The 24,054-nt window shown below is 59.3% G+C and carries 24 protein-coding genes; 3 read left to right on the forward strand and 21 right to left on the reverse strand.

Features of this window, described 5'->3' with window-relative positions; genetic code table 11:
• The first annotated feature begins 2 nt into the window (after nucleotides 1-2).
• Entirely contained in the window at nucleotides 3-851 is an 849-nt protein-coding gene (locus tag HMPREF2736_RS04615; protein ID WP_070828999.1) for a hypothetical protein, read from the forward strand.
• Here the strand turns inward: HMPREF2736_RS04615 and metK are convergent.
• The 11 genes from metK to pyrR form a co-directional block, all read right to left on the reverse strand.
• The gene (metK, locus tag HMPREF2736_RS04620) at nucleotides 848-2,065 is read right to left on the reverse strand and encodes a methionine adenosyltransferase (protein WP_070829000.1); all 1,218 of its coding nucleotides are present in this window, start codon (nucleotides 2,063-2,065) and stop codon (nucleotides 848-850) included. The two genes, HMPREF2736_RS04615 and metK, sit on opposite strands and share 4 nt — an antisense overlap.
• A gap of 72 nt (nucleotides 2,066-2,137) precedes the next feature.
• Entirely contained in the window at nucleotides 2,138-3,367 is a 1,230-nt protein-coding gene (gene coaBC / locus HMPREF2736_RS04625; protein ID WP_141761586.1) for a bifunctional phosphopantothenoylcysteine decarboxylase/phosphopantothenate--cysteine ligase CoaBC, read from the reverse strand.
• Between the two features lie 73 nt (nucleotides 3,368-3,440).
• Nucleotides 3,441-3,755, reverse strand: a complete 315-nt coding sequence (gene rpoZ, locus HMPREF2736_RS04630) for a DNA-directed RNA polymerase subunit omega (RefSeq protein ID WP_371325710.1) — start codon at nucleotides 3,753-3,755, stop codon at nucleotides 3,441-3,443.
• Nucleotides 3,756-3,768: 13 nt separating this feature from the next.
• A complete protein-coding gene (gene gmk, locus HMPREF2736_RS04635) occupies nucleotides 3,769-4,356 on the reverse strand; it encodes a guanylate kinase (protein WP_070423104.1) in 588 nt (195 codons plus the stop codon).
• A gap of 2 nt (nucleotides 4,357-4,358) precedes the next feature.
• The gene (mihF, locus tag HMPREF2736_RS04640) at nucleotides 4,359-4,682 is read right to left on the reverse strand and encodes an integration host factor, actinobacterial type (RefSeq protein ID WP_070423240.1); all 324 of its coding nucleotides are present in this window, start codon (nucleotides 4,680-4,682) and stop codon (nucleotides 4,359-4,361) included.
• A 231-nt stretch (nucleotides 4,683-4,913) separates the two neighbouring features.
• On the reverse strand, nucleotides 4,914-5,732 hold the full coding sequence (gene pyrF / locus HMPREF2736_RS04645; RefSeq protein ID WP_070829001.1) for an orotidine-5'-phosphate decarboxylase: 819 nt from the start codon (nucleotides 5,730-5,732) through the stop codon (nucleotides 4,914-4,916).
• A complete protein-coding gene (gene carB, locus HMPREF2736_RS04650; protein ID WP_246822051.1) occupies nucleotides 5,732-9,106 on the reverse strand; it encodes a carbamoyl-phosphate synthase large subunit in 3,375 nt (1,124 codons plus the stop codon). The genes pyrF and carB overlap by 1 nt, the downstream gene beginning before the upstream one ends.
• A gap of 22 nt (nucleotides 9,107-9,128) precedes the next feature.
• Nucleotides 9,129-9,590: a carbamoyl-phosphate synthase domain-containing protein gene (locus HMPREF2736_RS04655; protein ID WP_070816216.1), complete on the reverse strand. Its 462-nt coding sequence runs from the start codon at nucleotides 9,588-9,590 to the stop codon at nucleotides 9,129-9,131.
• Nucleotides 9,591-9,594: 4 nt separating this feature from the next.
• Nucleotides 9,595-10,878 (reverse strand): dihydroorotase, encoded by a 1,284-nt coding sequence (locus HMPREF2736_RS04660; protein WP_070451380.1) that lies wholly within the window; start codon nucleotides 10,876-10,878, stop codon nucleotides 9,595-9,597.
• Nucleotides 10,875-11,813, reverse strand: coding sequence for an aspartate carbamoyltransferase catalytic subunit (locus HMPREF2736_RS04665; RefSeq protein ID WP_070423099.1), 939 nt, complete (start codon nucleotides 11,811-11,813; stop codon nucleotides 10,875-10,877). The genes HMPREF2736_RS04660 and HMPREF2736_RS04665 overlap by 4 nt, the downstream gene beginning before the upstream one ends.
• Nucleotides 11,814-12,374 carry a bifunctional pyr operon transcriptional regulator/uracil phosphoribosyltransferase PyrR gene (gene pyrR / locus HMPREF2736_RS04670; protein WP_070423098.1) on the reverse strand — a complete coding sequence of 187 codons (561 nt, stop codon included), beginning with the start codon at nucleotides 12,372-12,374 and terminating at the stop codon, nucleotides 11,814-11,816.
• Nucleotides 12,375-12,531: 157 nt separating this feature from the next.
• Between pyrR and HMPREF2736_RS04675 the strand changes: the two genes are divergently transcribed.
• Entirely contained in the window at nucleotides 12,532-13,014 is a 483-nt protein-coding gene (locus HMPREF2736_RS04675; protein ID WP_224212667.1) for a YbjN domain-containing protein, read from the forward strand.
• Nucleotides 13,011-13,478, forward strand: coding sequence for a YbjN domain-containing protein (locus HMPREF2736_RS04680; RefSeq protein ID WP_070451375.1), 468 nt, complete (start codon nucleotides 13,011-13,013; stop codon nucleotides 13,476-13,478). The genes HMPREF2736_RS04675 and HMPREF2736_RS04680 overlap by 4 nt, the downstream gene beginning before the upstream one ends.
• A gap of 34 nt (nucleotides 13,479-13,512) precedes the next feature.
• Here the strand turns inward: HMPREF2736_RS04680 and HMPREF2736_RS04685 are convergent, their stop codons facing one another.
• The 10 genes from HMPREF2736_RS04685 to HMPREF2736_RS04730 all read right to left on the reverse strand — a co-directional run bounded on the left by HMPREF2736_RS04685 (nucleotide 13,513) and on the right by HMPREF2736_RS04730 (nucleotide 24,046).
• Nucleotides 13,513-16,929 (reverse strand): choice-of-anchor M domain-containing protein, encoded by a 3,417-nt coding sequence (locus HMPREF2736_RS04685; protein WP_371326409.1) that lies wholly within the window; start codon nucleotides 16,927-16,929, stop codon nucleotides 13,513-13,515.
• Between the two features lie 165 nt (nucleotides 16,930-17,094).
• Nucleotides 17,095-17,652: a transcription antitermination factor NusB gene (gene nusB / locus HMPREF2736_RS04690; RefSeq protein WP_070829003.1), complete on the reverse strand. Its 558-nt coding sequence runs from the start codon at nucleotides 17,650-17,652 to the stop codon at nucleotides 17,095-17,097.
• Nucleotides 17,652-18,215, reverse strand: a complete 564-nt coding sequence (gene efp, locus HMPREF2736_RS04695) for an elongation factor P (RefSeq protein WP_070451369.1) — start codon at nucleotides 18,213-18,215, stop codon at nucleotides 17,652-17,654. The genes nusB and efp overlap by 1 nt, the downstream gene beginning before the upstream one ends.
• A gap of 51 nt (nucleotides 18,216-18,266) precedes the next feature.
• On the reverse strand, nucleotides 18,267-19,358 hold the full coding sequence (locus tag HMPREF2736_RS04700; RefSeq protein WP_070451367.1) for an aminopeptidase P family protein: 1,092 nt from the start codon (nucleotides 19,356-19,358) through the stop codon (nucleotides 18,267-18,269).
• Nucleotides 19,358-19,792 carry a type II 3-dehydroquinate dehydratase gene (aroQ, locus tag HMPREF2736_RS04705; protein WP_070423092.1) on the reverse strand — a complete coding sequence of 145 codons (435 nt, stop codon included), beginning with the start codon at nucleotides 19,790-19,792 and terminating at the stop codon, nucleotides 19,358-19,360. The genes HMPREF2736_RS04700 and aroQ overlap by 1 nt, the downstream gene beginning before the upstream one ends.
• A 3-nt stretch (nucleotides 19,793-19,795) precedes the next feature.
• Nucleotides 19,796-20,848, reverse strand: coding sequence for a 3-dehydroquinate synthase (aroB, locus tag HMPREF2736_RS04710; protein ID WP_070829004.1), 1,053 nt, complete (start codon nucleotides 20,846-20,848; stop codon nucleotides 19,796-19,798).
• Nucleotides 20,849-20,889: 41 nt separating this feature from the next.
• Nucleotides 20,890-21,369 carry a shikimate kinase gene (locus HMPREF2736_RS04715; protein WP_070829176.1) on the reverse strand — a complete coding sequence of 160 codons (480 nt, stop codon included), beginning with the start codon at nucleotides 21,367-21,369 and terminating at the stop codon, nucleotides 20,890-20,892.
• 97 nt (nucleotides 21,370-21,466) lie between these two features.
• The gene (gene aroC / locus HMPREF2736_RS04720) at nucleotides 21,467-22,693 is read right to left on the reverse strand and encodes a chorismate synthase (RefSeq protein ID WP_070829005.1); all 1,227 of its coding nucleotides are present in this window, start codon (nucleotides 22,691-22,693) and stop codon (nucleotides 21,467-21,469) included.
• 37 nt (nucleotides 22,694-22,730) lie between these two features.
• Nucleotides 22,731-23,150, reverse strand: a complete 420-nt coding sequence (locus HMPREF2736_RS04725) for a prepilin peptidase (RefSeq protein ID WP_070451359.1) — start codon at nucleotides 23,148-23,150, stop codon at nucleotides 22,731-22,733.
• Between the two features lie 56 nt (nucleotides 23,151-23,206).
• A complete protein-coding gene (locus HMPREF2736_RS04730; RefSeq protein WP_070829177.1) occupies nucleotides 23,207-24,046 on the reverse strand; it encodes a shikimate dehydrogenase in 840 nt (279 codons plus the stop codon).
• Nucleotides 24,047-24,054 lie beyond the last annotated feature (8 nt).

The following is a 24,054-nucleotide window of genomic DNA, read 5'->3' on the forward strand; positions in this document are numbered from 1 at the left end:
CGATGGAAACCTGGAGCCTCAACCACCCGAAGTATGGGCTTATCGAACTGCGTGTGGGATTCGACCGCGACTTCGCGGCAGAGGACCCTGAGTGGTCCGGAGATGAGACTGACAAGGAAGGCACCCTGGCCACAGACAAACACACGCTGCCCGAACGCGTCGAACTCTGGGCAAAGAATCCGAGTGAGCGCATGGAAGTGCGTGTCGACGGCACCGTGCAGCACCGCTACAACGACGTGAACAGCGGGCGACTCCCCCTTTTTGGAAACGGCGGGGCAAAACTCGAGACTCCAATGGGGATCGGCGTTGACCGCCAAAAGCCTCACCTTAAACTGCGTGCAAGTGGCTTCGACGAACTGCTCAGTGTCGAGTTTCGGGAGGGCGACACCATCGTCGAGTTCGACCCTCCAGAAGGCTCACGCGGTGCGAAACGGCGTCGGACAATGGAATCGAGTTCGCTCAAGCGCACACTCATCCCTATGGCCGAAGGCTTGGGCAAAGGTGGCTGGGCGCTGGCGGTGATTGTCCTCGGTCCGATCGTAAGCCGAATCATCGACCGGCTTCTGCGCTACCTTCCGGACTGGGAACTCCCCGACATCACCTTGCCGCACATGGATCTTCCGGTCCCGCACCTTCCCCAAATGGATCTTCCGCTCCCCCAGATCAACTGGCCTGAATTAGACCTCCCGGACTTGCCCGAGTGGGTTCTTGTTGCGCTCGAATACTCCAAGATCTGGCTGCCAATCCTCATTGGCGTGGTTGTCGGAATCGTGGCCTTGCGCAACCACAAGAAGTCTGAACAGCAAAAGGCCGCCTGGGACAAACCCCAAGCGGCTTCGAAGGAAACTTAAACGCCTGCGGCTGCGCGCAAGTCGTCCACCTTGTCGGTGTGCTCCCAAGGCACATCGATGTCTGTGCGACCAAAGTGGCCGTAGGCAGCGGTTTGGCTGTAGATCGGGCGCTTCAAATCCAAATCACGGATGATCGCATCCGGTCGCAGATCGAAGACCTTCTCCACTGCCTGCTGGATCGACTCGTTGGTCTGCCCCTCAGCGGCGGTACCGAACGTCTCCACGTACAGGCCAACCGGGGTTGCACGACCAATTGCGTACGCAACCTGAACCTCAACACGGTCTGCGAGGCCCGCAGCGACAATGTTCTTCGCCACCCAACGTGTCGCATACGCGCCGGAGCGGTCCACCTTTGAGGGATCCTTGCCAGAGAACGCGCCACCGCCATGGCGTGCCATACCGCCGTAGGTATCCACAATGATCTTGCGTCCGGTCAGGCCTGCGTCCGCCATCGGACCACCGGAGATAAACGAGCCAGACGGATTGATCAGGACCTTGGTGTCCTCGCGGTAGAACTTCTCCAGACCGGCGTCTTCCATGACCCAAGCGATAACGTGCTCTCGCAGCGCCTTCTCAAGTGCCTCACCAGTGAAGTGTGGGTCGTGCTGCGTGGAGATCACGATCGTGTCGATAAACGCCGGAGTATCACCGTCGTACGCAAACGTGACCTGAGTCTTGCCGTCTGGGCGAAGGCCATCGACGATGCCCTCGTGGCGCACCTGGGACAGTCGGCGTGAAAGGCGGTGCGCAGTCGCAATCGGCAACGGCATGTACTCAGGGGTCTCGTTGGAGGCGTACCCAAACATCAGTCCCTGGTCACCCGCACCAGACTGGTCAGTCTCTTCAGTGGAGGACTGTTCGCGCACCTCCTGGGAGGTGGTCACGCCATCCGCAATCTCCTGCGACTGATCACCGATTGCGATGTTGACGCCACAGCTGTTGCCGTCGAAACCAACCTCGGAAGAGGTGAACCCGATTTCCACCAATTTGTCGCGCACGATCTTCGCAATATTGGAGTACGCAGACGTGCGAACCTCTCCAACAACGTGAACCTGTCCAGTGGTAACGAGGGTTTCCACTGCAACGCGGGACTGTGGGTCCTGCGCGAGCATGTCGTCCAAAATCGCGTCCGAGATCGCATCGCAGATTTTGTCTGGGTGCCCTTCAGTGACGGACTCACTGGTGAACAGTCGGTAGTAAGTGTCGAGTGACAACGGATCTTTCCTTTACGTGGCCTTGAGGCTGATTCTCCAACACACTAGACCAAGCGGTCTAAGTACGCAAAGCTAAGCGCGAAGCTTTTCAATCGCATTCCAGATCCGAGCAGCTACCTCGTGTTTCGTTCCGTCCTCAATTTCCAGTTCTTCGCCAGACGCACTCAACAACCAACCGCGGTTAGTTGACTGGCCAAACACATTGCCACCAGCAACCGAGTTCAGCATGAGCAAATCCGCGCCCTTACGCTTGAGTTTCGCGCGACCATTCTCAAGTTCGTTGTCCGTCTCAGCTGCAAACCCGACGATCGTGGCATGAGTCTCGCCAGCATCTCGCTTTTCGACGAGACCTTTAAGGATGTCCGGGTTCTCGGTCAAGCGAACAACGGAGAGCGCGTCATCGCTCTTGCCCTTCTTCAGTTTCGTCGTAGCTTCAGATTCTGGACGGTAATCGGCCACAGCGGCCGCCATCACGATGATGTCTGCGCCTGCGGCACGCTCATCCATCGCGTCTTTCATCTCACGTGTGGATTGCACACGCACCACCTCCGCCCCTGAGGGCACAGATAGTTCCGCGGTTGCTCCAGCCACGATCGTGACCTGTGCTCCCCGCTGCGCTGCGATGTCCCCGAGTGCAAACCCCTGCTTGCCAGAGGATCGGTTACCAATGAAACGCACAGGATCAATATTTTCTTGCGTTCCTCCCGCGCCAATAAGTACGCGGGTTCCTGCGAGCGTCTGCTTCATTGGACCGGTTGCCAACACCGTACGGGCTAGCTGCGCAATCGCCTCAGGGTCCGGCAAACGACCCGGACCCGTGTCCTTACCCGTCAGGCGCCCATGCGCCGGCTCAAGAACCGTAATCCCACGCGAACGAAGCACCTCTACATTGTGTTGCGTCGCTAGGTTATGCCACATTTCGGTGTGCATTGCAGGCGCAAGCACGACGGGGCATGTGGCCACAAGAATGGTTGCAGCCAACAGGTCATCTGCTCGGCCTGCTGCGACACGGGCCATGAGATCAGCGGTTGCAGGTGCGACAACGATGAGATCGGCCTCTTGACCGAGACGGACGTGCTGGACTTCGTCGACACGTTTGAATACCCCAGTATCAACAGGGTTTCCGCTCAGCGCCTCAAATGTTGCCGCACCCACAAACGACAACGCGCTTTCCGTAGGGATAACGCGCACATTATCGCCATGCTCTTTAAAGTCGCGGACCAAGTGGCATGCCTTATACGCAGCAATTCCGCCGGAGACACCGATCACAACGTTCTTGGGGGCAGACGTGGCTTCGCTCATGTGGGCCAAGCATACAAAAACGCCGTTGCGGAAGCCCCAATGGCTCACACAACGGCGTCATTAGCAGAAGCGTTTACTGGCCTTCCTCGTGCTCGAGGAGACCTGCCTCGATCTCACGCAGCGCGATCGACAGCGGCTTCTCACCAGGCTCTGGCGTTACCAGCGGGCCGATGAACTCGAAAACACCATCTTCGGAGTTCTGGTAGAAGCTGTTGATCTGACGTGCACGCTTGGCTGCAAAAATCACCAGAGCGTACTTCGACGAGACCTTCGTCAGCAGTTCATCGATCGGGGGCGCGGTAATGCCGTCCGGGGTGTCGTAGACACGTTCCTGCTGAGTCTCCTCAACAGCGGTGTCCTGCGACAGGTCATTGGTTGATTCAGTCACTAAAACCCACTCGCTAATTGTTGTCGGATGTTGCGCCTAGAAGGATGCGCGCAATGTGTGCAACGGCATCGTCGACATCGTCATTCACAACAACGGTGTCGAACTCCCCTTGCGCATCGAGCTCCTCGCGCGCGGTGGTGAGCCTGCGCTCAATCACAGCTTCCGTCTCGGTCCCACGACCCGTGAGACGTTCAACGAGGACTTCCCACGACGGGGGTGCAAGGAACACTGTACGCGCTTCAGGCATGAGCTGCTTGATGTTGCGAGCACCTGCGAGGTCCACCTCTACGAGTACCGGGCGCCCGTCTGCAAGAGCTTCACGGACCGGACCCGCAGGCGTGCCCGAGCGCTGAAGGCCTCCGTGAATGTCAGCCCATTCCAGCATCTCACCAGCATCGATGCGCTGTTGAAAATCATTCGAGGAGACGAAGTAGTAATCCCTGCCGTCGACTTCGCCCGGGCGTGGAGCCCGAGTTGTCATCGAGACAGAAAAGTAGAGGTCCGGCACCTCGCCGCGCAGGCGGCTAACCACCGTTGACTTACCTACGGCAGACGGTCCGGCCAAAACGACCAGCTGCCCGCGGGGCGCCACCTCAGCCATGTTTAGTTCTCTTCGAAGCCGAAGCGCTCGAGCAGAGCACGACGCTGACGCTCACCCAGGCCACGCAGGCGACGGGTCTGAGCGATCTCCAGCTCCTCCATGATCTCGCGAGCCTTGACCTTGCCAACCTTCGGCATGGCCTCGAGCAAAGCGGAAACCTTGGTCTTGCCGATGATCTCGTCGGTGTCAGCCTTCTCCAGCACGTCCTTGAGCGTGGTCTCGCCGCGCTTCAGGGAGGCCTTCAGCTCAGCGCGCTTCTTGCGAGCCTCAGCCGCCTTCTCGAGGGCTGCCTTGCGCTGTTCATCGGTCAACTGTGGAAGTGCCACGGGTTCCTCCATGTAGGTAGTTCATTCAATATGTTCAGGCCGACTCGTGTCGGCGCGGGGCCTCCTCCACACTCTGCGTTCCAGGAGGCGCACCGCATCCGACACAGTCTAACACTGCATCTGGTTGGCACCGGGAAAATGGAGCGCATTCTTGCTGCATTTCTCCATGTCACCGTTGCGACGCACCTAAACTACCAGGGTTTTTCTCAGCCGATGAAATGGACCCGCTAGTTATGGCTGTTTTACCAGTTCAGCGACACGTTTCCGCAGTTCAGTAACGTCCGGCCCAGCAGACAAGACGGAACGGGAAACATTCGGGAACACCAGGTGTGCGTTTGCACCTGCAATCTGCGCCACGTCTTCCATCGTCGCTCCCTGCGCTCCGACTCCAGGCATAAGCACTGGAGCATTGAGCGCGTCGAGCACCGGCGGCTTCGCCACGGTTGCACCGACAACGACACCAACGTGGCCTACTGCAGCGCCCTGGTTGTACGTGGCGCATTCATCGACCATCCACTGCGACACCATGCGTCCATCGATTTCACTCGTCTGGAACGCTTCAGCTTCAGGGTTGGAGTTCGCAGACATCACGAACACGCCCTTACCGTGCGCTGCAGCAAGTGAGATGGCAGGCTCCAGCGACCCGACACCCAGATACGGTGTCAGCGTGAGCGCGTCCGCTTCCAACGGTGAGCCTGGCTGCAGCCACGCGGCGGCGTATCCAGCCATCGTGGAGCCGATATCGCCGCGCTTGGCGTCCGCGACGACGAGCGTCCCGCTCTCACGGAGTGCGGCGAGGGTCTCCTCGAGTACCGCGAAACCCGCAGAGCCGAACCGCTCGTAGAGGGCAACCTGTGGCTTGACCAACGCAACTGATCCTGCAAAGGCCTCGACACAAGTCGAGGAAAACCGTTGCAGACCATCAATGGTGTCCGGAAGACCCCACTTGTCTAGCAGCGCCGCGTGCGGGTCGATGCCTACACACAGTCGGCCATATTCGTTACCAGCGGCAACGAGACGCTCCCCGAAGGAGGCATTGGGCTGTACCACTACTGGCCACCCTCTGCGTTCTTGGAGACGCTGTGCTCGAGCTCCTGGAGGCTGGTCACATCAATAGAGTTGCTGCGCACTGCTTCGATGCCTTGGACTGTGGCGGTAACACCCTGCACATCGGTCATGATCGGTACATCCGCGATCACGGCTGCGGCACGGATGTCGTAGCCATCGTGGCGCGCGGTTGTCGAGCCCGCCGGAGTGTTCAGGATGAGGTCGATCTCACCGTCCAAGATCCGCTCCACGATGGAACGACCCTTCGCACCTTCGCGGACCTCGGAGCCCTTGAGTGCTACTTCGCACTCGATGCCGTTGCGGCGCAGCATTTGCGCTGTACCTGCCGTCGCGATCACCTTGAACCCCATGGTGGACAAACGCTGGATCGGGAAGATCAGGGTGCGCTTGTCGTGGTTAGCCAGGGAGACAAAGACCGTGCCCTCCGTTGGCAGTTCGCCGTAAGCAGCGGCCTGGGTCTTAGCAAATGCCACACCGAACGACGGGGCAAGCCCCATGACCTCACCGGTGGACTTCATTTCCGGGCCGAGGATGGTGTCCAGAATCGACCCGTCTGGGCGGCGGAAGCGGCTAAACGGTAGTACCGCTTCCTTCACAGCGATCGGGTGGTTCAGCGGCAAGGATCCGCCATCGTAGTCGGACGGGATGAGGCCCTCGTCGCGAAGTTCAGCGATCGTCGCGCCGAGCATGACGCGTGCTGCAGCCTTCGCAAGGTGGACGCCGGTCGCCTTGGAGACGAACGGCACCGTACGCGATGCGCGCGGGTTTGCCTCGATGACGTAGAGGATGTCGTCCTTCAATGCGAACTGGACGTTCATCAGACCCTTCACCCCGATACCGTGAGCGAGTGCCTCAGCGGAGCGACGGACCTTTTCAATGTCGTCGGGGCCGAGCGTCATCGGCGGAAGCGCACAGGCGGAGTCGCCAGAGTGAATGCCGGCTTCCTCGATGTGTTCCATCAGACCACCGAGGTAGACCTCGTTGCCGTCAGACAACACATCGACGTCAATTTCGATGGCGTTGTCAAGGAAGCGGTCCACAAGCACTGGGTGGTCCGGGCTGAGCTCGGTTGCGCGCTCGATGTAGTTGCGCAGGGAGTCTTCGTCATAAACGATCTCCATGCCACGGCCTCCGAGCACGTAAGACGGGCGCACGAGGACGGGGTAACCAACCTTGTTGGCCACTTCGCGAGCCTCTTCGAAGGAGGTTGCGGTGCCAAATGCGGGAGCTGGAAGCTTGGCTGCTTCGAGCACCTTGCCAAACTCGCCGCGGTCCTCCGCCAGATCGATTGCCTCGGGGCTCGTACCGACAACCGGCACGCCCGCATCCGCGAGACGCTGCGCGAGGCCCAGCGGGGTCTGACCGCCGAGCTGCACAATAACGCCAGCGACCTCACCGGTAGCGGCTTCCGCACGGTAGATCTCCATCACGTCTTCGAACGTCAACGGTTCGAAGTAGAGACGGTCCGCGGTGTCGTAGTCGGTAGAAACGGTCTCCGGGTTGCAGTTGACCATCACGGTCTCGTAGCCAACGCGGGACAGTTCCAGGGCGGCGTGGACACAGGAGTAGTCGAACTCGATGCCCTGACCAATGCGGTTCGGACCAGAGCCCAGGATGATGACCTTGCCCTTGCTGTTTTCCTTTGCACCGGTGAACTGGTCAACCTCAGACTCGGCAGCCGGGTCGAGTTCGTACGCCGAGTACAAGTACGGAACCTTCGCCTCGTACTGGCCCGAGCAGGTGTCCACGGTCTTGAAGGTCGGGTGGATACCCAGCGTCCATCGCAGTTGACGCACGCCGTCTTCGCCCGCGAGTTCTGGGCGCAGCGTAGCAATCTGGGCGTCGGACAAGCCTTGAGCCTTTGCCTCACGCAGGAGACCTGCGTCAAGCACAGGGGCGTCGATAAGCACCTGGCGGAACTCGACCAGCCCAGCGACTTCCTCGAGGAACCACGGATCGATACCGGAGGCTGCGTAGACCTCATCAACGCTCGCGCCGAGGCGAAGCGCAAGCTCGACATCGTAGAGACGCTTGTCGGTCGGCACCTTAAGGTCTTCGAGCACCGCTGCGACGTCATTTGCACGCTCTCCTGCGACGTACTCGTCGGAACGAGTCCAGAAGCCGTTTGGCTTGTCTTCCATCGAGCGCATGACCTTGTTCAGGCCCTGGATGTAGTTGCGGCCAATACCCATGGCCTCGCCAACCGCCTTCATGGAGGTGCCCAGAGTCTCGTCCGAGCCCGGGAACTTCTCAAAGGTAAAGCGTGGCATCTTGACGATGACGTAGTCGAGGGACGGCTCCTCAAGCGCAGTGGTTGCGCCACCGGTCATGTCGTTAGCAATCTCGTCGAGCGTGTAGCCAATGGCGAGTCGGGTTGCCACCTTTGCAATCGGGTAGCCGGTCGCCTTCGACGCAAGTGCAGACGAACGCGACACGCGCGGGTTCATCTCGATCGTGATCATGCGGCCGTCTTTGGGGTTGATGGCGAACTGGATATTGCAGCCACCGGTCCTGACACCGACTTCACGGATGATGGCCTTGCCTTGTTCGATCATATTGGTGACCTCGGGCTCGGTCATCGTCAACACCGGCGCCACCGTGACAGAGTCGCCCGTGTGGACACCCATGGCATCCACGTTCTCAATCGTCGCAACCGTAATGCAGTTGTCATCCGAGTCACGAATGAGCTCGAGCTCGATTTCTTTCCAACCGAGGATGGATTCTTCAATGAGCACGTTCGCTTCTGGCGATGCGGTCAAGCCGTCGCCGGCGATGCGGTGCAAGTCGTCCATGTCGTAGGCAAGGCCGGAACCGAGACCACCCATGGTGAACGACGGGCGCACGACGACTGGGAAGCCGAGCTCCGCGACGGTTTCTTCCACTTCTTCCATGGTGTAGCAGACACGGGAACGGGCGGACTCGCCGCCGATCTTTTCAACAATGTCCTTGAACTTTTGGCGGTCTTCGCCGCGCTCAATCGCGTCGATGTCTGCGCCGATGAGTTCAACGCCGTGCTTTTCCAGAATGCCAAGGCGGTCGAGTTTGATGGCTGTGTTCAGCGCAGTCTGCCCACCAAGCGTCGGCAGAATCGCATCAACCGGGTGGCCTTGCTCTGCCTCGCGGGCGAGGATGCGGTCGATGTACTCCGGCTGGATCGGCTCTACGTACGTGTGGTCGGCGAACTCAGGGTCGGTCATGATCGTTGCCGGGTTCGAGTTCACCAGGGTGACGCGCAGGCCTTCTTCTTTGAGCACGCGGCACGCCTGGGTGCCGGAATAGTCAAACTCGCACGCCTGTCCGATGACGATCGGCCCGGAGCCGATGACCAGGACGTGGTTGAGATCTTCTCGCTTCATAATGTTTCTCCTGGTCTTTCTTTTAAGCTTCTTGCTTTTCGACGATTACCTGCACGCGCACCGACTTACCCTCGTGCTGCGCCTGAGAGACGTGGCGGACCAGCCTGCGGGTGTCTACACCCCAGATGCCGGTAATGCCCTGCGCCTTCATTTCTTCTTCCAGGCTGTGCTTTGCTTCCTGGTTCGATGCGATGCGAGCGAGATCGCGGATCACCACGGCTTTTGCCGTGATTGCTGTACGTTCCTCCCCTGCTCCTTCACCTGTCCAGCCAACATTGCCGATGTGCGGTGTAGCGAACACCAGGATCTTGCCGTCGTTATCGGCAGAGCACATTTCGCGCTCGTAACCGAACATATCGATGATGCTCTTGAGATCGCCTTCAATGTCACCTTCCGGTGCTGCGCCGAAGACGAAGCCGGTGAATTTCTCGCCTGTGTCGAGGACGAGTTGTGCGCGGGTGCGCTGCTGCTGTGTTTTTGTCATGGGTTTAGGCCTTCTTTGCAGAGTAGGTTTGGGTGCCGCGCAGCCAGGTGCCAACTACGCGTGCGTTAAATTCGATGCCTTCGTAGGGAGTGTTCGACGCCTTCGACGCCATATCCTTGCCCTTTGCGGTCCAGGTGTCCTGTGGATCAATCAAGGTGAGGTTTGCTGGCTCGCCAACCGCGATCGGACGGCCCTGGTCCTCAAGCCGCAGAATTTCGGCAGGGCGCTCGCTCATGACCTTGGCCACGAAGCGCCAGTCAGCAAGACCCGATTCGACGAAGACTCGGTGCACGATCGCCATGGACGTTTCTAGGCCGAGCATGCCTGGCTTGGCGTGCTCGAACTCCACGCACTTGTCTTCAGATCCGTGAGGAGCGTGGTCGGTGGCGATGACGTCCACGGTGCCGTCGAGAAGCGCTTGCTTGAGCGCTTCAGCGTCGCGCTTTTCGCGCAGTGGAGGGTTGACGCGGAACAGGCCGTCGTAGGTGGACAGCATTTCGTCGGTAAGCAGCAGGTGGTGCGGGGTGACCTCTGCCGTAACGTTGATGCCCTGTGCTTTGGCGAACCGAAGCAGCTCGACCGTGCCTTCGGTCGACGCGTGGCAGAGGTGGTAACGACCACCGTAGTCACGAGTCATGATCGCGTCGCGTGCGACGATGGATTCCTCCGCGACACGCGGCCAACCTCGAAGCCCCAGGCGCGCTGCCTGCTCGCCTTCGTGGGCTACAGCGCCCTCGGTCATGCGGTGGTCTTCCGCATGCTGGGCAAGAATCACGTCGTGTGCCTTGGCGTATTCGATAGCGCGGCGCATGAGCTGCGGGTCGTTGACGCACTTGCCATCGTCGGAAAACATGCGCACACCGCTGCGGGCCATCAGACCGATCTCGGTGAGCGTCTTGCCCTCGAGTCCCTTGGTAATCGAGCCCACCGGGTAGACATCGCATTTACCGTACGTCTGGCCCTTCTCCCAGACCGCCTCGGCGAGGAACGGCTGGTCGATCACTGGGTTGGTATTCGCCATGGTGAATACAGCGGTGAAGCCTCCCTTGGCGGCAGCATCCGAGCCGGTAGCGATGGTTTCGGTGTCCTCGCGGCCCGGCTCACGCAGGTGCACGTGCATATCGACGAGACCAGGAAGCAATACGTTGCCACCACAGTCGATGGTTTCATCAGCATCGTCAAACGGGTTGTCCCCAATGGAGTCGATGACACCGTCTTCCACGTCAATGAGAATGCTGGTCACGTCCTCGCCATATGGACGAACGTTGTTGAGTGCAAGCTTGGTCACTTGATCGCTCCTTCTTCGCCGCCAGTGCCGGCGAGCAGTGTGAACAACACGGCCATGCGGGTGTACACGCCGTTAGAGACCTGGCCAAGGACGACAGCATTGTCGCGATCAGCCACGTCGTAGTTAATTTCCATGCCGCGCAGCATCGGACCCGGGTGCATGATCAACGCCGAATCCTTCATGCGGTCGGCTCGATCAACGCTCAAGCCGTACAAGGTGGCGTATTCGCGGTGCGACGGGAAGAACCCGCCGTTCATGCGCTCGGCCTGCACGCGCAGCATCATCACGACATCTGCGTGCTCAATCTCGGCATCGAAGTCATACGAGACACGTGCCGGCCAGAACTCCACACCGGTAGGCAGCAGCGTCGGCGGCGCAACCAACACAACCTCTGCGCCCAAGATGTGCAGCAGGTCCACGTTCGAGCGAGCAACACGGGAGTGCAAAATATCGCCGACGATCAGGACGCGCTTTCCAGCGACATCGCCAATGTGCTGGCGCATGGTCACCGCATCCAGCAAAGCCTGTGTCGGGTGCTGGTGCTGGCCGTCACCTGCGTTCACGATGCTTGTATTCGGCAACCACTTGGCCAGAAGCTGTGCCGCACCCGAAGCAGGGTGGCGCATGATGATCGCGTCTGCACCGATTGCCTCCAAGGTTGCAGCGGTGTCTTTGAGCGATTCACCCTTCTTCACCGAAGATGAAGACGCAGACAGATTGATCACATCGGCGCTCATCCACTTGCCCGCTGTCTCAAACGACGAGCGGGTACGCGTCGAGTTCTCGTAGAACAACGTCATCACAGTGCGGCCGCGCAGGGTCGGAAGCTTCTTGATCTCACGACCATCCAGAGCTTCCCGGAAGCGGTCCGCTTCATCCATCAGCTCGATGATCTCTTCGCGGCTGAGATCTGCAATATCGATGAGGTGCCTCATTTACGCCTCCCGTTCCAGGGTCACGCGATCTTCACCGTCGAGCTGGGCGATCGCGACAGTGACATCTTCGTCCTTCGATGTGGGGATGTTCTTGCCTACGTAATCCGCGCGGATTGGCAGTTCCCGGTGGCCACGATCGACCAGCACTGCGAGCTGGATCGCGGCTGGCCTACCGATGTCGCGCAGCGAATCAAGGGCGGCGCGAATGGTTCGGCCGGAGTACAAGACATCGTCGACAAGCACGACAATTGCCCCGTCGATGTCGACCGGAATGTGGGTTGGGCGCAGTGCCCGATGTGGCTTGTCGCGGAGATCGTCGCGGTACAAAGTGACGTCGAGACTGCCTACTGGCACGCTCACGCCTGAAAATTCTTCAACCGCTTCCGCAATACGCTGCGCTAACGGAACACCACCGGACGGGATCCCCAGCAGAATGACCTGCGGTCCGTCGCTGTCGTCCAGCGTTGTCTTCTCGATGATCTGGTGCGCGATGCGTGCAACAGTGCGACCGACGTCCTGAGCGTTCAGCAGCTCAACCGTCGACCGTTCGTTTCCACTCATCGAACCTCCTTCCCCGCCTCTCTGTGCGGCATTTAAAGGAAATATCGACGCGGTCCCGCCTATCGGGGCCGTGTGAAGTCTCGGAGACTGCGCTTCACATTAGCACCAGCACCGCGCCATCGCGAGGAGTTTCACCCAGATGGGTATTCTCGCAAGTGTGACTACAGAAGAGACTGAAGCCATCCAGCCCAACGAGCACCCAGAACGCAACGTTCCGGAACCGGTGACTACCGAAGCAATCGCCGCGATTTTTGAGGAAGAAAACCTTGAATACCGCGTCGAAGATCAAGCCGTGCGCTCTGGTTTTATCAACGCAGCAATCGTCATTGCCCTCGACGGCGATCACCTCATCTTCGAGGCCCTGTGGCGTGGCGAGTTTCCCCGCGATAGCGCATCGCAGGTGCTGTTTGCCTGCAACGAGCACAACCAGACGCATTTTGCACCGACCCTGCGTTTCTTCGAACGCGGTGAGGACAACCTGGCTGTGAGCGCCATTCGCTCGATGAACATCGCCGATGGAGCCTCATTCAACCAGCTCGGCTCTTTCATTGTGACGTCTATCGACGCCACGCTTCAGGCATTCGACTACCTCAAAACCACTTTCCCGACCGTCGTGAACTGGGAGGAACCGCAGCAGTGAGCACCGCAACTCAAGTAACCATCGACCGCGTCATCGAAACGATGGCGAAGCAGGGCATCGAAGTTTCCGACGACCCGTCTGGCCGCGCAGGCCACGCCCATTACAAGGGATTCAACCTGCTGTTTGTCCTGTTGGACTCAGTGTTGATCCTGCGTGCGGACTCGGTTACCGACACCCCGTCCGACACGCCCGATGCCACCTTGTACCTGGCCGCAAACCAGGTCAACAGCTCGTACCTCGACGCGCGTGCGCTCGTGGTCAACCGCACCGAGACGATCGTTGTGCGCACCGAATCGGAAATCGCGATCGGCGCAGGGCTAAGCGACGAGCAACTCGCGTCCTCGCTCAAGGCCGCTGTTGCTGGTGTGTTGGAAACCCAAGATGCCATGCAGGTGCTGGTGGGCGAGATCAAGCGCACCGCTGAGGAAGCAAGCGCAGCGCAGAACGATACCGAGGAGAGCTAAGCGGTTTTCTCACCGCTTAGGTCGCCCTTCTCCCCTATTTACGCCTGCTCATCAAAACGCCTCCAACGATGAGGCACGCGATTGCCAAGCCGAGAGCATTGCGGACTTCAGCTCCCGTCGAGGCCAGCGAACCTCCTCGTTGTTCATCAGAGACACGAGGGCTTTGCGCGGTACCTTCTCCGGTCCCCCGCGCCACCTTCTGTGTGCTGCCGACGGCTGCGCCTTGCGCAACCGCCGAGCTTGCACGCGACCGCTGCGTCGTGGGGGTCGTGAGGCTCGTAGGGGTTTTCTGTTTCGAGCCCGTTGATGATGCCGCAGTCCGTGACGCGGACGCAGTCACCGTCGCAGACACAGTTGGCCGAGCGGTTGCCTGTTGACTCTCTCGCACAGTGCTCGTTGGGCTGGTGCTCGTTGGGCTGGTAGGCGTTGGCAAGCCACTGGCCGATGTCGAGCCGCTGGCCGATGGCGACGCCTGAGGCACGTCGTTCCTGCTGGAAATCTGCGTGTCATCGCCAACGAGATACGTCACCGTTGACCATTCCGTCACAGGTTCGCCGCTAAGCGAAACGGTACGCATCTCAATGTCATAGACGCCGGGCTGCGTAAAGATCCAGTCTGCGTGCACGTGGAAATTGCCCGGTGTGACTCCCGTGATGGTGTGCGTTTGGGAATCATCGGCCAACGTCGCAGGCGGCACGCCGATAGTTGGCAGGTGCCCCGCCCACCAACGTCCACCTGTTGGCGCAGTTTTCGGGCGCACTTCAATGTTGACACCATCTGGGTAAGTCTCCGCTACTTTCATCGTGTCCCACCCGGGCCAGACGGCGTCGTGAAGCTGCCCGAGCGGAAGGTGATACACCGTGTCACCTTCCTGGAGGAATCCGACATTCGTTGCAGCCTGTGCAGTGCGCTGATCGATCGTAGTTTTCCGAGCGTCGAATACACGCAGTGCAACTGATTCGGGGATGTGATGGGTACTTCCTTCGTGGACGAAGAAGCCAGTCTTGCCGTCGATAACCTTTGGACCAAAATCAACATGGCCTGTGGTGATCTCGACCGGCGTAGTCTCAGCGGGAGGTTCTGAGGACGGCAGGGGCGTCGCCTGGGCAGACGTAGTCGGTGCTGCCGTTGGTGCCGTTGTCTGTGCTGCCGTTGGTGCCGTTGTCGGTGCCGGCGTTGGTGCCGTTGTCGCCACCGTCGTGTCGGGCACCGTCGGCGGAACGAACTCCCCGTCGGCTGCTACCTCGAACCGCAGAATTTCCTGCTTTGATGTGGATCCTCCTACCTCGGCGACGGACACTCCGATTTCATAGCTGCCTGGCTTATTAAAGGCCCAGGAAACATGCATGTGTTCTGGACCGTCGGTGGTGTACGCACGGGTTGCGTCGTTGCCTGCAAGACGCATGCTCGGATCTGTCTGATCACCGCGAAACGCGATCCAGTTACCGCCCCGTGGTGCAGATACAGGTGTCAGCGTGAAGGTGTAGTTCTTCCCTGTCTCACCGAAAGCATGCTCTGTGCTTAAGCCAGGCCAGACAACTCCACGGCGCTGTGTTTCTGGGAGAATATATGCGACCTCCCCTGCTTTTGCGAAGCCTTCGATATCGTCATCCAGCACTGTCCCGACCTGTTTCGGCACGGTGAAAGCAACGCTGGATGGCGAGCGCCACACCGCACCCTTGTCGTAAAGATTCGTCTCGTCTTTCACGCGCAGGTGAAGTGTGCCTGACTCGTAGAGCGGTGCAATATCGACGTGCCCGGAGTGCAGGTTGAGCACTTTCTCCTGCGCTGGAGTGGGCGTCGACGATGGTGAGGGTTCCGCCGAAGGCGCCGGTGAAGGCGCCGGTGAAGACGGCTGCGGCGACGGCGCTTCAGAGGTTGCAGTCGGTGCTGCAGGTGGCGTTGCAGGTGCTTCACCCAACGTCACTGTGGTCTCGGGAATCGGCGAGTAATCAGCCTCCTGCAGGTGGTTAAACAAAGCTGCGTCAGTGGCGTTCGATCGCGCTTCGGGCACAATCTTGAGGATCAATTGATGCCCAGGACGGCGGCAACCGTCAACGAGTTGTTTGCTGGTTCGGCCGCCAGGAGCTGAGGTGAATTCAATTTCGCAATCGGCGATGGCGTGTTCTGGCAATTCAGTCAACGGGTCACCGTCGATGCGGTAGAAACCACCGGAGACACGAAGCGTGGTGCGATCATCAGCTGGGCGCACCGTGATGTCGATGTTGCGGTCGTCCTCGCCGTAGACCTCTCCAGTAGACACCACGACATCTGGACTGGTGATGTTGAACGGCTCGGTTTCAAAAGGCGCGATGTCATCCATCTGCGGGGTTGGAAGCTCCTCAGCGCGCTCGCTTGTCGACGACGCCACCGCCCCAGTCCTAAACGTCAACGGCGCAGAAATCCAACGTGGCGACGGCGATCCAGATACAGGAATGTAGACCGCCTGGAAGTCGGAAAACTCTTCGCCGATCATCTCATCCCACGAGGCCTTGCCGCCGACTACTTCCCGTTCCGCAAGGTAGAAACCGTTGATAAGGAACACGACATGCCCAGCATCTTTCGGGTTACCGGTATCAAACGCCAAATTGGTCAGGATCCCCTCCTGTGCGCCCTTGGTCTCTCCTTGTGCAGGGCGCATCTGGAACGTTGGGGAACCTGTCCCCGACGTGTTTGCCTGACTATAGGCTCGGGGCAAATCGTTGATTGTGCGGTCAGCCGGGTTCGTACCGCCGACCTGCCACACGAGTGTCTGGGGTTCCGAATGGATAAAGGCACCGTCTTTGCCACGGGCTGTCGCCCGATACGTCACCTCATAGCGCCCCGGTCGAGTGAAGGTCGTCGAGTTGTGAGTGTGAGTACCGGCGTTGACCCACGTTGCACGGAAACCTGGATCGTGGGACGACCAGAGCCGGTTAAGCGGATAGACCTCGTCGCTGTAGTTAAACAACTCCATCTTTCCGGGACCGTGGAAATCGACGATCTCCATGTTGAAGGAAGCCGCACGGAAATCCTCTGTCGGCAAGTCAGCGGCCGCTCCGAAACCTGCCCAAATCGGCATGGTGCTCTTAGGGAAACCGTGCGCGGGCCCACCGAAGTACATCAGTTGCTCGTCGTAAGGGTCGAGGAAATCGAATCGGGGATCGTCAGGCACACGCCAGGCGTAGGCACCTAGGCCGCCGTCCACGCGTCCCCTACTCACCCAGTTCACGGTGTCCTCAATGGGCAGGTAGCCCGCACTATTGGACATGAGGCGAAACGTTCCATCCTCCCACACAGCGTGGGGTGAGTCGACGTGTGTTTGGGTTCGCACAACCGGCTGTGAGGCTTCACTCCACGACAACGGTGCACACAGCACCGTGAGCGCTACCGCGGATAACAGCGCTACAAAGCTCTTCCGAGGATGCACGTCTTTTAGATCGCCCATAGCGGAAGTAGTACAGCGGGGCATGGCCGCTCCTTAAGGTTACTGAAAATGATTGTCGTTAGTAACCTTACAGGTGTCTGGGCACAGTCGAGGAAGAACCGAAGAAAAAACAAAACCGTTGTCAGCAGGTTCATTCACTAATGAGGAAAACCTGCTGGCAACGGCCTATCTGGGCTTGAGCGAGTTGGATTACTCGGAGCCGTTATCCTCCGACGTTTCCGCCACGCCTACGCCACCGTCCTGGTCTGCGGACTGGTCGGTATCTTCGGCGTCTTCTTCGCTATCAGGCGACACGAAGAACGGCGACTTCGGATCAACGGACGATGCAATCCGATCCAACACAGCGTTGATGTAAGGCGCAGCCTTGGCGCCCGAGTACTCAGAAGCCATCTCGACAGCTTCCTTGATCGAGATTGGCGCATCGACTTCGTCGTTAAACAAAATCTCCCAGGCGGCCACACGCAGGATCTGACGGTCGACGGCTGGCAAGCGAAACAGCTCCCAGTCCTCGCTGAGTGAGCGCTCAATCGCGTCGTCCAAGTCGTCGAGTTTCTCCGCAGCACCTGCGACGATCTCGCGGGTGTAATCAGCGACCGGTGCGACCGCGTTCAACGGATTCCGTGAAAGCTCGGTACGATCTTCAACGATTGCCACCGGATCGATGTCCCGTGTCTCCGCCTCGAACAGCATGTCTACCGCACGACGGCGCGCCCGGTAACGGGCGCCATGACGTTTGTAGTCGAGCATTAGTTGTTCACGCGAGAGAGGTACTCGCCAGTACGCGTGTCAACCTTGACCACGTTGCCGGTTTCCAGGAACAGCGGAACCTGGATCTCAGCACCGGTCTCCAGCGTTGCCGGCTTGGTACCACCGGTGGAACGGTCGCCCTGCAGACCCGGCTCGGTGTGCTCGATCTTGAGGTCCACAGAGATCGGAAGCTCAGCGAAAAGTGCTTCACCCTCGTGGAAAGAAACCTGAACATGCATGTTCTCCAGCAGGAAGCGTGCTGCATCGCCGAACTTGTCGGCCGGCAGCTCGAACTGCTCGAAGGTCTTGTCGTCCATGACAACGTAGCTCGTGCCGTCGTTGTACAGGTAGGTCATATCGCGACGATCAACCGTCGCGGTCTCCACCTTCACACCTGCGTTCCACGTCTTCTCAACGGTCTTTCCGGAGACGACATCCTTAAGCTTGGTGCGCACGAATGCCGGTCCCTTACCGGGCTTGACATGCTGGAACTCAACGATCTGCTGCAGTTTGCCATCGACCTTCAGCACAAGACCGTTCTTAAAATCGGCGGTAGTTGCCATGGGTGGTACCTTCCTCGTAATTGTTTCGGAACGTGTACAAACACAGCAATGCTACAGCACCGTCAATTCCTTCGGGTACTTGGTGATAATCCGTGGCTTCCCTGATGTGATGATCAACGTGTCCTCGATACGCACACCGGTCTTGCCCGGAATGTAAATCCCCGGCTCAATGGTCAGGGTCATACCTTCCTTTAAGTCTCCCTTGCCGGTCTGTGCGGCAGACGGGGCTTCATGCACGTCCAGGCCGACACCGTGGCCAGTGGAGTGAACGAAGTACTCGCCGAAGCCTGCCTCTTCAATAACGTCGCGGCAGGCCTTGTCTACATCCACAAGTGCCGTTCCCGCCGTGGCTGCCTTCACGCCAGCAAGCTGGGATGCAAGCGTCACTTCGTAAATCTCGCGCTCCAACTGACCGATTTCCCCGATAGCAAACGTACGGGTCATATCGGAGTTGAACCCGAGGCGGTGCATACCGTAATCAATGGTCACCAAATCGCCTTCGGCGATAAGACGGTCGCCGGCCTGATGGTGTGGCTTCGAGGCGTTCGGGCCGGAGGCGACAATCGTGTCAAAACTTGGGCGTTCTGCACCAAGTCGACGCATGCGGTACTCAAGGTCAGCGGCAATGTCACGCTCAGAACGGCCTGCTCGCAATTCTCCTGCGGCGACGAGTTCCTCCAACGCCTGTGTGGCCAGCTCGGCAGCCTCAGTCAGACGGGTGAGTTCAAGGTTGTCCTTAAACAAGCGGATCCCTTCAATCACGCCAGAAACCGGCACAAGGGTTACGCCCTCCGGGCATGCATCCTCGAGGCGCTTGAGCTCCGCAACGGAAACGAAATCGGCCTCATAGCCCACACGGTGGCCTTCGGTAACCTGCGACAACAACTCGGTTGCTGTCGCGCGAGCAATCGTCGCCTTGATGTCCGGGACCTCTTCAGCAATCTGGGTGGTGTAACGACCGTCGGTTGCGATCTTCGCAGTACGGTCTTTCGACACCAGAAGCGCGCCGTTCGAGCCGGAGAAACCAGACAGGTAACGCACGTGGGTCAAATGGGTGACCAGCATGTCGTCGATACGCTGTGCCGCAAGTTGCGACGAGAGTTTCCTCCGACGAGTTTCAAAACGAGTATCGGCCAATGCCATCATTTCCTCCTTGCGAAGTAGTCCAACGCGAGCCGGTAGCCTTCCGTACCCAACCCCGCGATCACGCCTACGGCGATTGGCGAGAGGTACGAATGGTGCCTGAACGACTCGCGCGCGTGCACGTTCGAAATATGCACCTCAATAAAACCTTGGTGATCATTTAGTTCTACCAGTGCATCACGAAGCGCAACCGAGGTATGGGTAAAACCACCCGGGTTAATGATCACCGGCCAAGTGTTATCGGCTGCTTCATGCACCCAGTCAATGAGTTGGCCCTCGTAGTTGGACTGGCGGCACTCCACTTCAACCCCAAGATCGGCTGCGTGATCGTGCAATTGCTTTTCGACGTCCGCCAGCGTGACCGTCCCATACACCTCCGGTTGGCGTTTGCCGAGTCGATTGAGGTTCGGACCATTGAGTACCAAGATTTTCATGTTCTACTCCGAAATCTTTGCGTACGCCGCGCGCATCTCTTCCACAGTTGCGTCCTCCAGGCGAGTGCAGGACCCAAGGCCGTCCAGGACTACAAATCGGATCTTGCCGTCGCGGTTCTTCTTGTCCAGAAGCATCGCCTCATGCAACTCTTCAAACGCACCGACCTCGTAGCGCGTGGGAAGTCCCGCGCCACTGATGACGGTCTCGTGGAGGGCGACCAGGTCATCGTCGATAAGCCCACGCGCATGAGCAAGGTGTGCCACAAACATCATGCCCACCCCGACGGCATTGCCGTGGCGCCACATGTAATGCTCGCGACGTTCGATCGCATGTCCCAGAGTATGGCCATAGTTAAGAATCTCGCGCAGCCCAGCTTCCTTGAGGTCCTCCCCCACGACCTTGGCTTTTACGCTGACAGAGCGCTCGACAAGCTCCGCCCAGTGATGCTCTGGGCCCTCCTGATAGAGCTCCAAAATCCGCGGGTCCGCAATAAAGCCCGTCTTTACCAACTCAGCAGAACCTGAAACAACCTCTTGCTCAGGCAGCGTTGCAATACGAGCGAGATCAATAAACACCGCATTCGGCTCGTGGAACGCACCGACGAGATTTTTGCCTGCGGTCGTGTTGATGCCAGTCTTGCCGCCGACTGCCGCATCAACCATGGCGAGCAATGTCGTCGGCACATGCACAACCTTGATGCCGCGCATCCACGTGGCCGCGGCGAAACCGGCAAGATCTGTCACAGCGCCGCCGCCCAAACCGACAATGGCGTCCTGGCGCGAGAACCCGTGCTCCCCTAACACGTCCCACAAGTGGGAAAGCACCGGAAGATCCTTTCCAGCCTCCGCATCGGGAACACATGCCAAGACCGGCGCCAGGCCCGCTTGCTCAAGCATGTGCTCAAGGTCCTCAGCAACGGCACGCAACGGTTCCTGGTGGACCACCAGCACACGGCGTGCGCCGGAATCCGCAAGGTGACCTGCTACGGCGTCAAGGTTATTGCTGCCAATATGAATGTCGTACGGACTTGGGCCCGTGACGGATACCACTGCCATTGTTTGCTCCTTCGCTTGACAGAACTGAAGCCTGACGGAAACTACTCGCCGTCGATGAAACCCAAAATCTCTGCGACAACACGCTGCGGTGGCCGCGCGTCCGTGCGGACGCGGAACGTGGCCACTTCGCGGTACAGCGGTTCACGTTGATCCATGAGGTCGCGGTAACGCTGCTCGCGATCATCACTGTCAAGCACTGGTCGAGTGGAATCCTGTGCTGTGCGGCGAATACCCTCTTCCGCGCTGACATCGATCCAAACAACAGTGTGGCGCTGCAGCAGCTGTCGCACTTCCTCGGTCACGATCGCACCGCCCCCGAGGCTCACTACCCCACCGGTGGCCAGAGCACGTGCCACAAACCCGACTTCGAGCTCACGGAAGGCATCCTCACCCAACTCGGCGTACACCTCGCCACACGCTTTGCCTTCAGCCTGCTCGATGAGCAGATCCGAATCCATGATCGGCAGGTTCAGCGCGCTAGCTATTCGACGACCAATCGTTGACTTACCCGACCCCGGCATACCGACGAGCACCACGCGAGGAGCCGTATGAACCGTCGCCGGAGTTGTATTTGTTGACTCCTCGTTGCATGCCTCTACTGCCTGCAAATCAGTGAGCTCAGTCATCGGCATCCCTAACTTGATCAAACGCAAGACGTTGTGCGACGTACTCCTTGTACGACTCTACGTTGCGCTTCACCTCCTCAATCGTGTCTCCCCCGAATTTCTCAGAGACAGCCTGTGCCAGAACAAGCGCAACCATTGCCTCTGCAACGACACCACCAGCGGGCACGGCACAGACATCGGAGCGTTGGTGAATCCCCGTGGCAGCGTCGCCGGTGCTCATATCAACCGTCGTCAAGGCACGAGGGACAGTCGAGATGGGCTTCATCGCAGCGCGAACGCGCAACTGCTCCCCATTCGTCATGCCACCTTCGATACCGCCTGCACGGTTGGTCAGCCTCCGCACACCATCTTCGGTGCGCTCGATTTCGTCGTGTGCCTGCGATCCACGGCGACGCGCCTCTTCGAAACCGTCGCCGATTTCGACGCCTTTCACCGACTGGATACCCATCAGCGCGCCTGCCAACTGCGCATCCAAGCGTCGTTCGCCAGAAATGTGGGAACCAAGGCCGATCGGCAGCCCATCCACAATGACCTCAACGATCCCGCCGAGCGTGTCGCCCGATTTCTTCGCAGCCTCAATGCACGCGACCATGTCCGCCTCGGCGTCCTTGTTAAACGCACGAACAGGGGAAGCATCAATTGCCTCGATATCTCCGAAACTTGGCGATTCTCCTGCGTACGGCACCGACTCCCCAATCGACACCACATGGGAAAACACCTCAACCCCGAGAACCTCACGCAGGTAGCTACGGGCAACCGTACCGGCTGCTACGCGGGCAGCAGTCTCTCGTGCAGAGGAACGCTCAAGCACAGGACGTGCAGAACCGAAACCGTATTTGATCATGCCGGCGAAATCGGCGTGCCCCGGACGCGGACGGGTCAACGACGCACCGCGACCAGAGCTCAACTCTTTTGCCACCTCAGGGTCAGAGGCATCAACCGGCTCAGCAGACATGATCGTGGTCCACTTCGGCCACTCGGTGTTGCCAATCTGGATAGCCACCGGGCTACCGATAGATGAGCCGTGCACGACGCCCGTCAGCAAAGTGAGCTCATCTGCCTCAAACTTCATTCGCGCGCCACGGCCATAACCGAGACGGCGACGAGCGAGCTGATGAGCAATTTCTTCTTTCAATACCGGCACCCCAGAAGGCATGCCCTCAACGAGGGCTACGAGGGCCTGGCCGTGCGATTCACCGGCTGTAGTCCAACGAAGCATGGCGACATTCTCGCACAAGCAGCTGCGATAGATGTGCTTATACCCCGAAATACATTACGACGAGCCACGTTGTGGCAAGCATCGATGGACCATGTGCGACGGTTCGGCTGCGACTTAACCACGCCATTAAGACTGTGAGCAGGCCGGACACACCAATCGCAACGAGTACCGCCGGCAGTTTTCCGGAGATCACACACACCATCGCCAGCGGCAGCGCCAACTTAACGTCCCCACCACCGACCCCCTGAGGGGAAAACAGATACAGCCCCGGCCACAGCAGTGCCCACAGCAACGTCGCCTCGCCAAGAAATGGCGCGAGAAGGCAAGCAATCAGCGCCACAATGGCCGGCGGCACTGTCAGCGCATTCGGCAGACGCCGAAACGCAACATCAAACACCATCAGGGCCGCTGTCCAACAGGCAGCAACAGTGGCCCCCAAAACTCCCCCGAATTCCATATGGACAGCGTACCGAAGTTGAGTACTTCGAACCGCTCTGGCAAGCGAGCTGCTTCTTACGAGTTCGCGTGCCGCATCAGCGCGTCGCGCATCGCCTGTCGCGGTGCGTCCACACCGGTGAATTGCTCGAACTGAGCGTACGCCTGTCCGGCAAGCATCGACAGTCCACCAACGGTGCGGTAGCCGTTCGCTGCAGCCTCTACGGCGAGCCGCGTGGGCCACGGGTCGTAGATCACGTCAAACACCGGGGCGTGTGCAAGATCGGATGCCACGTAGTCAGCTGCCCCGGCGGGGACAGTCGAAATGACGAGGTCCGATGCGGACGTAATGTCCGCTAGAGGTGCCTCGAAATCCACGAAGTTAAGCACCATCCCCGCAGCAAGGTCTGTGTACTCCCCGCTGCGGTCAGTGCGGTTGACCACGGTTACCTCACGGACTCCGATATGCCGCAAGGCCCACATCACTGCGCGCGCTGTACCGCCCGCGCCAACGATAACGGCGTGAACCGGGGAATCAGGACCAAGTAACTCCCCAATGGCAGCAATCACGCCCTCGCAGTCAGTATTGTCGGCGCGCCAACGGTTGTCGTCGATACGCGTCAGCGTGTTTGCAGAGCCGATCTCACGTGCCCTATCAGTGACTTCATCCGCCACCTCGAGAGCGGCAAACTTGCACGGCATGGTTACAGAAAAGCCCCGGAAACTCGGATCAGCGTTGCAGACGAGATCAGCCAAATCATCCGCAACACACTGTTGGCGCGAGTAATGCCACCCAGTGAGGCCCGCCGCCTCGTAACCCGCATTGTGAAGAACCGGCGATAAGGAGTGCTCGATCGGTGAACCGAGGACCGCTGCCCGATTCGTCACAGTCCCCGACACAGGTTTGGCTGAGTTCATGCTGCGCG

The sequence above is a fragment of the Corynebacterium sp. HMSC036E10 genome (assembly GCF_001836265.1).
Classification (GTDB): domain Bacteria; phylum Actinomycetota; class Actinomycetes; order Mycobacteriales; family Mycobacteriaceae; genus Corynebacterium; species Corynebacterium coyleae.